The sequence below is a fragment of the Ehrlichia canis str. Jake genome, from assembly GCF_000012565.1.
GTDB lineage: Bacteria > Pseudomonadota > Alphaproteobacteria > Rickettsiales > Anaplasmataceae > Ehrlichia > Ehrlichia canis.
Map to the genome: position 1 here is coordinate 1,183,761 of NC_007354.1, position 14,068 is coordinate 1,197,828.

11 protein-coding genes are annotated in these 14,068 nt (G+C 28.5%); 7 read left to right on the top strand and 4 right to left on the bottom strand.

Going from position 1 to position 14,068, the window contains the following annotated elements:
- Nucleotides 1-514: 514 nt before the first annotated feature.
- From ECAJ_RS04310 to ECAJ_RS04325, 4 genes are all read right to left on the bottom strand, one after another.
- A complete protein-coding gene (locus tag ECAJ_RS04310) occupies nucleotides 515-2,890 on the bottom strand; it encodes a hypothetical protein (protein ID WP_011304947.1) in 2,376 nt (791 codons plus the stop codon).
- A gap of 788 nt (nucleotides 2,891-3,678) precedes the next feature.
- Nucleotides 3,679-4,041 (bottom strand): TrbC/VirB2 family protein, encoded by a 363-nt coding sequence (locus tag ECAJ_RS04315; RefSeq protein ID WP_011304948.1) that lies wholly within the window; start codon nucleotides 4,039-4,041, stop codon nucleotides 3,679-3,681.
- A 71-nt stretch (nucleotides 4,042-4,112) separates the two neighbouring features.
- The gene (locus ECAJ_RS04320; RefSeq protein ID WP_011304949.1) at nucleotides 4,113-4,478 is read right to left on the bottom strand and encodes a TrbC/VirB2 family protein; all 366 of its coding nucleotides are present in this window, start codon (nucleotides 4,476-4,478) and stop codon (nucleotides 4,113-4,115) included.
- A 1,516-nt stretch (nucleotides 4,479-5,994) separates the two neighbouring features.
- Entirely contained in the window at nucleotides 5,995-6,372 is a 378-nt protein-coding gene (locus ECAJ_RS04325) for a TrbC/VirB2 family protein (protein WP_011304950.1), read from the bottom strand.
- 821 nt (nucleotides 6,373-7,193) lie between these two features.
- On the opposite strand from ECAJ_RS04325, the gene hflK reads away from it, so the two are divergent.
- The 7 genes from hflK (at nucleotide 7,194) to ECAJ_RS04360 (ending at nucleotide 14,067) form a co-directional block, all read left to right on the top strand.
- Nucleotides 7,194-8,261 carry an FtsH protease activity modulator HflK gene (gene hflK / locus ECAJ_RS04330; protein WP_011304951.1) on the top strand — a complete coding sequence of 356 codons (1,068 nt, stop codon included), beginning with the start codon at nucleotides 7,194-7,196 and terminating at the stop codon, nucleotides 8,259-8,261.
- A 4-nt stretch (nucleotides 8,262-8,265) separates the two neighbouring features.
- Entirely contained in the window at nucleotides 8,266-9,138 is an 873-nt protein-coding gene (gene hflC, locus ECAJ_RS04335) for a protease modulator HflC (RefSeq protein WP_011304952.1), read from the top strand.
- Between the two features lie 3 nt (nucleotides 9,139-9,141).
- Entirely contained in the window at nucleotides 9,142-10,557 is a 1,416-nt protein-coding gene (locus tag ECAJ_RS04340) for a Do family serine endopeptidase (RefSeq protein WP_011304953.1), read from the top strand.
- 1 nt (nucleotide 10,558) lies between these two features.
- Entirely contained in the window at nucleotides 10,559-11,140 is a 582-nt protein-coding gene (locus ECAJ_RS04345) for a LolA family protein (RefSeq protein ID WP_011304954.1), read from the top strand.
- A gap of 6 nt (nucleotides 11,141-11,146) precedes the next feature.
- Nucleotides 11,147-11,827, top strand: coding sequence for a ribonuclease III (gene rnc / locus ECAJ_RS04350; RefSeq protein WP_011304955.1), 681 nt, complete (start codon nucleotides 11,147-11,149; stop codon nucleotides 11,825-11,827).
- Nucleotides 11,824-12,348, top strand: a complete 525-nt coding sequence (locus ECAJ_RS04355; protein ID WP_011304956.1) for a cytochrome c oxidase assembly protein — start codon at nucleotides 11,824-11,826, stop codon at nucleotides 12,346-12,348. Before rnc ends, ECAJ_RS04355 begins: the two co-directional genes overlap by 4 nt.
- Nucleotides 12,349-12,750: 402 nt before the next feature.
- The gene (locus ECAJ_RS04360) at nucleotides 12,751-14,067 is read left to right on the top strand and encodes a M16 family metallopeptidase (protein WP_011304957.1); all 1,317 of its coding nucleotides are present in this window, start codon (nucleotides 12,751-12,753) and stop codon (nucleotides 14,065-14,067) included.
- Nucleotide 14,068: the final 1 nt, after the last annotated feature.

Here is a 14,068-nt window from a genome sequence, read left to right on the forward strand (position 1 = left end):
CGTAACTAAACAGAACTACAGTATAATTATTGTCATCTGTATACAAAATATACTAATTAAGACGTTGAATAGTAGAATAATATGTGTGCTATCATTATAGTTACAATATCATCATCAGTGATTAACAGTATTATACTTCGATAACCTTGCTGTTAAATTTTTAAATCTGCACTTCTTTACAAACATCAATTCAAAAGAGAATAAATTTTACATAACTAAGACTTTCAAATCTTTTATATAAAACAGTGTTTTAGATGACATTAGCTACTAATGTAATATAACTTGCTAATATTTGTACTTTTATACAGGATAATTTTCCAAACTTTAGCTATTTTCACCAATATTATATTCTTTACAATACACAAATACATATCTATCACAGGCTTCATATACAGTATTTACAATGAATGAATATAATCACATATCCTATCTCTTCAATATTTGTAGCTGCTTTATAATATACAACAAGAAATACAAACTTCATTAAAATCTTATAAATAAGCAAAGTAAATCACTAAGCACTACACTTCTTATAGAATGTAGGTAACCATTCTTTGACATCATCTCCATGGCTATTAATGGATTCATACATATATCGAATTGTATTTTTATTAGCAACAAGAATATTAGTTTCTGGTATATTTGGTAAGTTAAAAGATAACACTACTGAAGCACTATCTTGCTTTATAAAAAAATATCCTCCTTGAGATGGCATTTGAAACATAGTATTACATTCTGACTTTGATAAGTTAAATGCTTTCATGTACATTTTACTAGTTGACACTGAATTCGGCATAAAAATTTGCGTTTCAACATACTGATTAAATTTATAAATAATATTGCTAGAAACAATAGCAGGAATATTTTCACCAGTAAATACAATGACAACATTTAGCTTATTCATTGTATCAATCCACTCATCAAATTCCTTATCATTTACAAAAATGTAATCTAAAATCCATGCTTCATCTATTACTAAAATAGTAGGAGATCCATCAAGATAATTAATTAACATATTCAAAAAATAATAAATAATTACAGAAGCACACTGGGGCTTAGAAAATACAATACCAACATTTAAGCCTAATACTTTTGCTTTCCAATCAATGTTAGAATCTTCTTTCAACAAATGTGCAAACTCTCCATTATTTACCCATTGATTAACATTCTTACCCAATCCACTTATATGATCAGCAATATTGCTTATAGTCCTAGATTCAATTGGTAAAGTAAAAATGTGATCTACTACTTGATTTATTGAACTCTTCATTTCTTCAGTAATATTCTTAACATTTAACATTCTTTGTAAAACACCAGTAACTATTTTACGACTCAGGTCATTATCTTCAAGTTGAAAGAAATTAAATGACATTTCCTGATAGTCACGTCTATGATCTGCCCTATAATATTTACCACCTATAGCTTTAATAAAAATAATAGATTTACCAGTGTAATCCAATGAGATAATTCTCGTATTTAATTTCCTAGATTCTGACAATAAAAAGTTCAATAACATAGTAACTGAAGATTGTGGGCTACCAACCATCAAAGTATTTCCTTTATCCATAACATGAAAATTAAAGAAATAAGGCCTGCCCTTATTCGAAAAGAACATAGTAACCGCCTGTCCCCACTTATTACCCTGCAGTGCACCTGAGGGGAAATAGTGTAACAAAGAAAACGCACAAGCATATTTTAGTAAAGTACACTTAAAATTTAAAATATAAGCAAAATTCCCAGGCAGGTGTGACCAAAAATCATCTTCCATAGTTAAATCACACCTTACACAAACAATACCAAGTGCAGCCAATGAGCTAACAGTTTTATTTATATTACCACGAAGCTGTGACAAAGTATTTGACATTATCACAAAATTTATCTTCCTTTCACAGAAATTCAAATAAGAATTTGCATCAACTGATACAAAATCATCTATATTAGATAGTTTTTTTAATTGCAAATCATTACTAAACTCTAAAAATGTAGCTTGCTTCTGAAAAAGCTTTAATGCATTTTTACTTTTTACAAACTTGATGATTTCAACTATTATAAATTCATAATCTTGCTGAAGGCATTCATCTACTGCATCTAACGGAGATTCTTGATAGTCTTTAATTGCTAATATTGCTCCAAATTTCTGAACATCATCACACGAAACTTTAAATGTATTAAATCCCATATTGATGTCATGGTTACTACATATACTAGAAATATCTGCAACATCAAGTAAACATTCCTTATGACGCATCACAGTTAAATAATAGAAGAACTCTATTAATTCTGATCTCACCTTTTCTTCATCAACTACTACTAATCCTAGTTTTTTTGCCTCAAACTTTTTTAAACTCTCTAAGATACTTGCGGTAATTTTATTTAATCTAATTACCTTATTTTTCAAAAAATCTTCATGTTTATTCTTTATATAAGAAAACGATAACGCACCAAATACACCCTTCATACTTTCAGGCAAATGATTAGTAACAATTGCTATATACAACTCATTAATATATGTCACACGTTTACTTATATTATCAACATGAGCACTACTTAAAACATCGGAAACATCATTTGTTTTACACTGTAACAAATCAAAATTGTGTTGTTTCCTTACCGTATATATCCAAAAAGAAACTTCAGGCACCTTAACACTATTAACTATACTATTACGTACTGCTGCTCTTAAATCTTTTTCGTTAATATGATGTGTCAGTACATAATCTTCTACTTTTATTACTTGTACAAGCTCCCCATTCTTATTCAATATTGTATTCTCATCATAATGACAAGCTGAAGGAACAAAATCTCCTTTATTATAGGTACCATCTCGCCCATTCACAGAAAAACCATGCATATCAGAAGAACGTCCAATCATTTCTTTAATAAAAGACATATAGGAAACCCTTTTCAAACCTATAATATTTAACAAACACCCATCAGTAAAACTAACTCTATATAAAGATAATATCTGTTTAATCATTATCTAAATATAAAATTAAATTTTCCTTTATGCTAAAATTAAATTGATCACTAACGGATAACTCACATGAAATTTATAGTATAAAAATCAATAATCCTACATTTATTTTTTACACAACAAGAACTATGAACATCAGTAGCAGGCCATATTACATTAAAAGCATAAGAAAGATATAGTATATTAAATACAGAAAAACTTACAAACTTAAATTAAGAAACACTTATTGCACTAAAATGAACATCAAAAACATAAAATCAATAATTATATACTATAGCAACTAAAGCTATAGTATATATAAAGTCAAGTTATATACCAATATTTATCTCCTATTGATAAAGTAAAATTTCAATCATCCAGGTCTCCGTTGTGATATCAACAATCAAACCCTATTGTACATCTCTTAAAAGAGAACTTCCTTGTTATTTCACAAGAACAAAAAATGACTACAACTATAACTCATATGCTGCTAAGGTAACCTCTATAATATTGCTTAATATTTGAATCAATAATACTACACCTTCCAGAATTTGTAATACTAACTTTTATACAAATACAATTTTATCTATTAATACACAGAATTAGCATTATTCTATCTACTATTATATGTACCACTAGCAGCTGCATATATTAAAGTACTATACAATACATAATTATAAAATTCACACCACTAACAAATTTATTCAAGACTAATACACATAATTTCATTTTGCTTTCTCTGGAGTTGAACCTGAAGTACAATCTGATCCACTGGTTAAATTGTTATTAACCCCAGCTACAAACTTACTTACCAATTTACCAGCTCCAAAAAATATCGCTGTAAATACAACTAACATTACTATTGCTGGCCAAGGTAATTTTCCAAATATTGCCATAATACTTGAGCCAAGTATTACACCAGTCATAATTGGTAAACCTAATTTTTGTACAAACAATATAACATTACATATAACCTTACTTACTTCATCTTGAGCACCAGTAGTATCACTGCTGCTATTTGCAAAAGCCAATGGTGTAACACTAATAAACCCAACAATGGTAAAAAACATAACAATTATTTTTAACATAAGATTTATCTCCTATAACAAATTTACGATTTTATAAGGACAATATATACTTTATTGATATCTACTACTTACTATTTCTTTTCTATTGATGTATTTGAAGTACAATCTGACCCAGCAGTTAGAGTATTATTAACTCCAGCTACAAACTTACTCACCAATTTACCAGCACCAAAAAATATTGCTGTGAATACAACTAACATTACTATTGCTGGCCAAGGTAATCTTCCAAATATTGCCATAATGCTTGAGCCAAGTATTACACCTGTCATAATTGGCAATCCTAACTTTTGTACAAATACTATAACATTACATATAACCTTACTTACCTCATCTTGAGCATCAGCATTACTACTTTTCTCAGTACCACTTGCAAAAGTTAATGGTGCAACACTAATAAATCCCATAATTACTAGAAAAACAAAAACAGCTCTTAACATACAACTTACACCTAATTAATCCTAAACTACTCAAATTTACACACACTTTAAGCAGCAATCAGATATTTATACTTGGTTCAGATTCTATTTAGTAAACTCAGTAAACTCATAACTAACTTAAATACGTCACTGAACACGTAATTCATATTGTCCTAATGAGCAATTTTAAAACATGCTAAATATCTTCTATATAGTATGACACTCATTATCAACAATATAGCTTACATACAACTATCACTATTGATTCAATACAATATTCACTGATCAAACTCATATCACTTATTATGAAAGCAATTTTATTTGCAGCAACTGATATATACCTATTATTTTCACAATAATAAACCAAACACTACAATCTATAATAGACATGCAGAAGATATCAGTGTCACCTGTTATATCAAAATATAACCAAGGAATTTACTGTATACTAATCCTTCTAATGCTTATCTGTAAACTTAAAAATATACTCATAATTTCTGACAGATAAAACAATCATAGTGATATAAAAAGTTTACCATTTCTCACATCATAACCTCATTAACAAATATTCATGCCACTAACATAATAACAACATTGATATATTAAGAATCACAATACCTTTCAACCAATTATTGTATAACAGCCCTAAGTAGAACATAAAATAATTAATATAATGTAAATTGATGATGTTTTTGAACACTACCAACAGTGGCGCAACTACTTACAAATATAAAGAAACAAACTTACAAAAAACAAAGTAATAAAAAATAATAATATAATTAAAAGCAATATTTCTAGTACTTATATAGTAACTCTATAATAGACAAGCTTATTTAATAAAAATACTTGAAAAAACTATTACAGGTTACTCAAAATCAAGATTGACAAAGAATTTGCTTGAAATACTAGTTTAAAACTAGCAATACAATTTAGTGTGATATTTAATTTTTTGTAATTGAAATAAAAAATGATATTTAAAACTTATTTGCTTTTAATATAAGTTCTAAGTATTAGCTATGTGTTTTTAAATAAGATTTTATCTTGAACTTTAACACTGTGTTCTAAACAATGCTATTAGAAATCACAATGATAAGCATCCTTTTACAAACTTAATGATTGTTACATTTTGAATATAACAAAGAAAAATAATAAATTATTAACAAATTAGGAGTAATTACTATTTAAACTAAATGTAAATATTAGGTTTTAAAAAGCAGTATATTAATAAAAAGCTTAAGTTATTAAGTATATATTAATAAACTCATATTTAAAACCTTACAGCATTTAATTTATTTTAAAACAACAACTACTTTGTAGTTATAAAAATATTAGAAGTCAGTTATAACCAAATGTATGTTAAAACTACCGATACTAACATTAATATAGTATAACTGACTTACTAATTTAATCATATGTATTCATCATAATCAACTCAACTCGCGAAGAATTTTCAGAAATAGAGTTCTATATATCAGAAAAATAGTGAACATAATCAACACAACTATTCTTAAAGAATACATAACATTATAATTATTAATTAAGGACCTGCTGTTGTACCTGCTACTTTACCACAATCAAACTTTCCTCCATCTTTAACACTATCTATACCACCAGCAAATTTAGATATCAACTTACCTGCACCAAAGAATATTGCCGTAAACACAACTAACATTACAATAGCTGGCCATGGTAACCTACCAAATATTGCCATAATACTTGAACCAAGTATCACTCCAGTCATTATAGGAAGACCTAATTTTTGTACAAACACAACAACATTACATATTACCTTAGTAACTGTATCATCATCAGTAGTACCTTGCACTGCACTACTACTAAAAGCATTATTAGTAGGCAACATAAAAAACATTATGAATATAAAAAACAACAAGTACTTACTTACACTATATACCATTATTAATCCCTCATAAATTTATTAAACAACAACACCAACAAAACACTCTATAATGTTTATTAAAGAAATAAAAGACTTTTCCTAAAAATTAGTTTATACAGTAAACCATTCTTGTTTTTTTCATAATTTTAGAAAAAACTATTCGGATTTATACTAACACAACATTCATGTATAAAACTACTGCTTAACTAATTGTATTAAAAAACTTTATCACCTAATATGTCATGCAGAGTTCTTAGGTTTTTCTATACATATAAATATTTAAAAAGTCAATTATTATTAATAGTTTAGCACTTTAGATGTTTATATCAAATATTTAATGTAGATAAAAAATTGATAGATTTTATTTTACAAATACATCATCTGTAATATTTTTAGCAATATGTACTCATAATCATTATTTATTTGATTAATAAATAAAGTTAATTAATACAATATTTTTATTTCAGTTCTTCAATAAAAATATTATATGATAAATACACACGAGCAAGCTATACTATTGCATAATAACTCCATATTAAAAATTTAATAGATCTATGCATGCTATTAATAATTATCTTAGGAAATCTTAAGTTATTAATATTAATTTTTTCTATATTTAATCATTAAAAAAATAAATTTTGACACATACAAGTATTTATTAATAGGGTTTTAACATATTGCCATGTACAATGAAGCTTTTTAATTTTTGCAGCACTTAACTGTAGTAACTTAGATATTTTCATTTTAATGTTAACAATAGTTATATTTTGTTGTATATAAAACAGCATGGAGTGTTTTAACAATGAACAAAACATTTAGTGAAATAGGTTGGCATACATATGTTTGATGATCATGATCCTTGGGACAGCAACAATAAAGAAGAAAACCAAGCAAAAGGATATAAAAATTCCAATGACATTAATAAGATTATTAATCGTCTTAATAATACACTCAACTCTTTTCTACATAATAAGAAAAAAAATAATAGCTATGGAAAAATTCAATTCATAGTAGCATTCTTAGTCATTATATCTTTATATATGGCTTCCGGGTTTTATATGGTTGAACCTGAAGAAGAAGCTGTAGAATTACTATTTGGTAAATATCATAATACTGTAGGCCCTGGATTACGTTACCATTTTCCATCACCAATAGGGCAAATCATTAAGCTCAAAGTTAAAACAATCAATAGAGAAGAAATAGGTTCAAAGCTTTACACAGATAGTACTTCAGATCATGGAGAAGGTGTAATGTTAACTGGGGATGAAAACATAGTTAACATAAACTTTGATGTACATTGGCGTATTAATAATGCATACAATTACTTATTTAAAGTCAGAGATAATCAAGTAGGAGATACAGTGAAAAATGCAGCTGAAAGTGCAATGCGTGAAGTCATTGGAAAAAGTTCGATATCTTTTGCAATTGAAGGTAAAGGAAGGGCTGTAATATCACAAGAAACCAAAACATTATTACAAAATATTCTAGATCATTACGAAATGGGAGTTGAAGTCTTATCAATTCAACTTAAAAAAGTTGATCCTCCAGAAAAAGTTATTAGCTCTTTTAGAGATGTACAAAGTGCAAGAGCGGATAAAGAGAAATTGATTAATGAAGCATACGCATACCGTAATCAAGTGCTACCACGAGCTAAAGGTGAAGCTATAAAAATCAAGTTAGATGCAGAAGCATATGAAAGTGAAGTAGTTAACACAGCTGAAGGTAATGCAAAAAGATTTACTGCTCTATATAATGAATATGTACAACAGCCAGATGCAGTAAGAAATAGACTATATCTAGAAACCATGGAAGAAATACTGAATAAAAATGACAAGGTGGTAGTAAGTGATGACCTCAAAGGTATGCTTTCTTATTTTCCACTAGCAGATCCTAAAAATAGTAGGTAAGTTTATGAGTAGTAACCCATTTAAATTTATATTAGGATTCTTAACTCTTGTAATAGTAGTCATATCACTAAATTCTATATTCATTGTAGACGAAGCACACCAATCAATCGTTTTACAGTTTGGACGTGTAGTTAAACAAATACATAATAGTGGATTATACTTTAAACTACCTTTCATACAAAAAGTTGTTTACGTTGATAAAAGAATAATTGACATTAGTTCTGACTCAAGAGAAGTTATTGCTGCAGATCAAAAAAGGTTCATTGTTGACTCTTATGCAAAATATAGAATTGTAGATCCAGTTAAATTTTACCAAACAGTTAGGACTGAAATAGGATTAAAGAACAGACTCAGTTCTATTATTGAATCAAACATTCGTGAAAAAATAGGTAATGTATCACTTATTAACTTCTTAAATGAAGCAAGATCAGAAGTTATGACAATAATACAAGAAGGAGTTAGCAAGGAATCTGAAAAATTTGGCATAGAAATGATAGATGTCAGAATTAAACGTGCAGATCTCCCAGAAGAGAATAGTACAGCTATATTCAGACGTATGCAAACAGACAGGGAAAAAGAAGCAAAAGAAATTAGAGCAGAAGGAGAAGAAGCTTCTCAACGTATTAAATCAGATGCAGATCTTCAAACCCGTATCATCATTGCAGACGCAATTAAAGAAGCACAAATCATTAGAGGGAATGGAGAAGCAAAAGCTTCAAAAATTTACAATGATGTGTTAAAAGTTGATCCAAATTTCTTTAGTTTTTACAGAACAATGCAAGCATATAGACATGCTTTCAATGGAAAAAATACAAGGATAATTTTATCACCTAACAATGATTTTATTAATTTATTTAATAAGGAAAGAGGTAATTAATCAATGAGAAGATTTTTATTATTACTGACACTAATATTAGCAAACATTCCTATAAGTAATTTAATAGCTCAGGGCACAGAACAATATGACCCTAGGTCAGGTTTTTCTAAACTAATCAAAGAATCTACACCAGCAGTTGTTAATGTTAGTATAGTACATGATGTAACAAATGAACAGTTTCCACTAATAACTATTGAAGAATTGTTACGTAGTATATTAGAAGGTAAACAAATAAAAAAAGATGTTCCTCAAGAAATATTAAGTGCAGGCTCAGGGTTTGTAGTAGATGAATCCGGCATAATTGTTACTAATTATCATGTTGTACATAATGCAAAAGAGGTATATATTACATTCAGTAATAATAAATCAATTCCCGCTAAAATTTTAGGAGTAGATCCACAAACAGACCTAGCAGTATTAAAAGTTGAAGTTAACGAAAAACTTCCTTATTTAGATTTTGGAGATTCTGACACAGCAATGGTGGGAGATTGGGTAGTCGCAATAGGTAATCCATTTGGTCTTGGTGGTTCTGCAAGTATTGGTATCATATCTGCACGAGCAAGAGATCTTAATATTGGAACAGCAACAGAGTTCTTACAAACTGATGCAGCTATTAATAAAGGTAATTCTGGAGGACCACTATTCAACGTAGACGGCAAAGTTATTGGTATTAACACAGCAATATTATCAACACAAAAAGGAGGAGGCAATATAGGAGTTGGATTTGCCATACCATCAAACAGCGCTGTTCCTATTATCAAAGTATTATCTCAAGGTAAAAAAGTAGAGCACGGTTGGCTCGGCGTAGTTATGCAACCAATTACTGAAGAGTTAGTAGAACCATTTAAATTAAAAGAAGTAAGTGGAGCTTTAATTACAAACATCGTTAAAGGCAGCCCAGCAGATAAAGCAAAATTACTTCCAGGTGATATCATTCTTGAATTTAATGGTACTAAAATTAATTCAATATCACAATTACATCAATTAGTGTTAAGATCAGAAGCAAATAATGAAGTGACATTAGTTGTATCACGCAATGGTAGTATTATAAATATATCAGTCAAAATAGGAAAATTTGAAAATCCTGATCCTTCAGAAAATGAACTTCCTAAAGATTCAGTTCAATCACATGAATTGGGGCTAACAGTAGGTAACATAAAACATAACCAAATCATGTCTAATGATACTACAGAAGAAGAAGTTAAAGGAGTAATGATATTAAATGTAGACTATACAAGCAATGCTTCAACTAAAAATATAAGAAAAGGTGATATTATATTACAAATCAATCAATCACCAATTAACAATCTCGAAGACTTTAAAAATGTTATGAAAAAAGTACGTAAAAATAAATCTGCAGCATTACTAATAAGCAGAGACAATATATCAATGTTCGTTACAGTCAAGCTAAAACAGTAATATGAAAATTAGTGTAGTATATATATTTTTTTTTATAGTATGTTTTTTCAGTGTACATTCATATTCAAGTGAGAAAATTAAAGTAGAAGCACTTTCATATTTCAATACTATACATTCTTTCAAAGCAGAGTTTGTACAAACAAATTCTGCTAATAATGTAGCTCAATATGGAACGTTAATAATGAAAAAACCAGGACTATTGAAGTGGGACTATTATGCCCCTACTCCAGCTTCTATTATAATACAAGGTACAACTATTTCTTACTATGACAAAGAACTAGAAGAATATTCTTATGCTATAGTTAACAATCCCATCATCAATCTATTAAGCTCTGACATCAAAAACATAGAAGACATAATTTTCACAAATATAAGCACAGTAGATAATAATAAGATAATTACTCTACAAGACAAAAAAACACAAATACTAGCAGCTGTAGTCTTTAATGTAAATCCTATAACAATTGTTGGATTAAATATAATCAATCCAGACTCTACAATTTATATTAAGTTTTACAATATTCAAAACAACATTACTATAGAAGAATCAGAATTTAAACACAATACATTCTATTATAATTAAAATAACATGATAGAAACAATATCAAAAACTATAAAATATCATTTTAAAAATCCTCAACTACTACATGAAGCATTAACTCATCCGAGTATAATATCAAAGGATTCTCTTAAATTTAACTATGAGAGACTAGAATTCTTAGGAGATGCAGTACTAAACATAGTAATATCTGAAATGCTATTTAACATTTTTCCTAAGGATACAGAAGGTAATCTTGCTAAAAAAAAAACAGCATTAGTGTGCGGTAACCAGTTAGTAAAAGTAGCACAATCTATAAACTTAGGACAATTTATTATTATGTCAGATGGAGAAAGAACTTGTGGTGGAGCTAATAATCACAACAATCTAGAAAACGCATTAGAAGCACTAATAGGTGCAATATATCTTGATGGAGGGTTAACAGCCGCACAAAATTTCATTCATTCATTCTGGAAACACACTGCAATACATATGGATATTCCACCTCAAGATGCAAAAACTATACTACAAGAATTCATACAAGGAAAAAGATTACCTGCTCCTACATATCATATCATAGATAAATCCGGACCAGATCACAATCCAATATTTACAGTAGAATTAAGAATCCCACTATACAAAACAATACAAGCAACTGGTAATAATAAAAAACTAGCTGAACAGAAAGCAGCAAGTCTAATGTTAAATCAAATTAAAGATCAAATAAAATGAAACCAAGAATAAGAAACACTATTTATGGATTAATAGCAATAATACTATCTATGATATGTTTAGTGTACGCTTCTGTACCACTATATAGTATATTTTGTAAAGTAACAGGTTATGGAGGTACAGTAAGAACAAGTAATATATCAAATTCTAAAATAGGTAACACTATTATTAAAGTCAGATTTAATGCAGATATACACAAACAACTGCCATGGAAATTCTATCCAGAAGTATCTCATGTATTTGTAAAACCAGGAGAACAAAAATTGATTTTCTACCGCGCAGAAAATCTACTTGATGAGGACACTTCAGGAATGGCTGTATATAATGTTACACCACATAAAGTAGGAAAATATTTTAATAAGGTAGCTTGTTTTTGTTTCACCAAACAAACATTATACCCTCATCAAAAAACTATAATGCCAGTATCATTTTTTATAGATCCAGCCATAGAAACAGATCCTGAAACTGCTGACGTAAAACTCATCACTCTTTCATATGTATTCTTTAAGTACAAAGAATAAACTTCATATACCGTACATTATAAACTGATTAAAAAAAATAACTATTAATATTGAGCAAAATAATTTATCTATTCAACAGATTCTTTTCAATTAGAGAGTATTCAAAAACACTACAACTACTGCTTGCAACTTTCTATCACTGATATATAAAAGTGAAATAAATTTAAAAAACTTTAGTTTTAATAGAAGAATTTTATTAAAAGCTTTGAATCAAATTTAATTACTGATATAAAAATACTATTAAACATTAACAATGCTTAATTAAAGTATTATTATTTACCTTAATTTCATAACCTTTATTAACAATTTCATAATAAAAATACTTTACTCTTATTTTTTTATCACTTGATATTATTAAATAATCATATAAACTCCCAAATAAACTATTGCAAGGTTATGGTAATGATGAAATTTTTTACTTGTTTTTTCATAGTTTTCTTAACAATAGCCAATCATGCTTTATCCTTTAACATTAAAGTTACACATGAAAAATTAGATAATGGAATGGAAGTATACGTGATTCCAAATCATCGCGCACCAGCAGTCATGCACATGGTATTATACAAAGTCGGTGGAACTGATGATCCAGTAGGATACTCTGGATTAGCACATTTTTTTGAACACTTAATGTTTAGTGGAACAGAAAAATTTCCTAATCTCATCAGCACACTTAGTAATATAGGCGGAAATTTCAATGCAAGCACATCTCAATTTTGTACTATATACTACGAATTAATACCAAAACAATATTTATCTCTTGCAATGGATATTGAATCAGACAGAATGCAGAATTTTAAGGTTACCGACAAAGCATTAATAAGAGAACAAAAGGTAGTCTTAGAAGAAAGAAAAATGAGAGTTGAAAGCCAAGCAAAAAACATACTAGAAGAAGAAATGGAAAATGCATTTTATTACAATGGATATGGCAGACCAGTAGTAGGATGGGAACATGAAATTAGCAACTACAACAAAGAAGTTGCTGAAGCCTTTCATAAGCTACATTATAGTCCTAATAATGCTATATTAATTGTAACTGGAGATGCAGATCCACAAGAAGTAATCACACTTGCAAAACAATACTATGGGAAAATACCATCTAATAATAAGAAACCTTCAAGTCAAGTTAGGGTAGAACCACCGCATAAAACAAATATGACTTTAACATTAAAAGACAGTTCAGTAGAAATCCCAGAACTGTTTTTAATGTATCAAATACCAAATGGTATTACCAATAAAAACTACATACTTAACATGATGTTAGCAGAAATACTCGGTAGTGGTAAATTCAGCCTGCTTTACAATGATTTGGTAATTAACAATCCAATAGTTACATCGATAAAAACAGATTATAATTACTTAACTGACAGCGATAATTACCTTTCCATTGAAGCTATACCTAAAAACGGGATCTCTACAGAAGCTGTAGAACAAGAAATTCATAAATGTATAAATAATTATTTAGAAAATGGAATTTCAGCAGAATATTTAGAAAGTGCAAAGTATAAAGTAAAAGCACATTTAACTTATGCATTTGACGGACTAACTTTCATATCATATTTTTATGGCATGCATCTAATACTAGGAGTACCGCTATCAGAAATCAGTAATATTTACGATACCATAGACAAAGTAAGTATCCAAGATGTTAACTCCGCTATGGAAAATATCTTTCAAAACAATATAAGATTAACCGGGCATTTATTACCTAATGGAGAATAGT

Excerpts from the sequence above, each read along its gene's own strand:
- ECAJ_RS04310 (WP_011304947.1), bottom strand. The coding sequence starts at position 2,890 with ATGTCTTTTATTAAAGAAATGATTGGACGTTCTTCTGATATGCATGGT.
- ECAJ_RS04315 (WP_011304948.1), bottom strand. The coding sequence starts at position 4,041 with ATGTTAAAAATAATTGTTATGTTTTTTACCATTGTTGGGTTTATTAGT.
- ECAJ_RS04320 (WP_011304949.1), bottom strand. The coding sequence starts at position 4,478 with ATGTTAAGAGCTGTTTTTGTTTTTCTAGTAATTATGGGATTTATTAGT.
- ECAJ_RS04325 (WP_011304950.1), bottom strand. The coding sequence starts at position 6,372 with ATGGTATATAGTGTAAGTAAGTACTTGTTGTTTTTTATATTCATAATG.
- hflK (WP_011304951.1), top strand. The coding sequence starts at position 7,194 with ATGTTTGATGATCATGATCCTTGGGACAGCAACAATAAAGAAGAAAAC.
- hflC (WP_011304952.1), top strand. The coding sequence starts at position 8,266 with ATGAGTAGTAACCCATTTAAATTTATATTAGGATTCTTAACTCTTGTA.
- ECAJ_RS04340 (WP_011304953.1), top strand. The coding sequence starts at position 9,142 with ATGAGAAGATTTTTATTATTACTGACACTAATATTAGCAAACATTCCT.
- ECAJ_RS04345 (WP_011304954.1), top strand. The coding sequence starts at position 10,559 with ATGAAAATTAGTGTAGTATATATATTTTTTTTTATAGTATGTTTTTTC.
- rnc (WP_011304955.1), top strand. The coding sequence starts at position 11,147 with ATGATAGAAACAATATCAAAAACTATAAAATATCATTTTAAAAATCCT.
- ECAJ_RS04355 (WP_011304956.1), top strand. The coding sequence starts at position 11,824 with ATGAAACCAAGAATAAGAAACACTATTTATGGATTAATAGCAATAATA.
- ECAJ_RS04360 (WP_011304957.1), top strand. The coding sequence starts at position 12,751 with ATGATGAAATTTTTTACTTGTTTTTTCATAGTTTTCTTAACAATAGCC.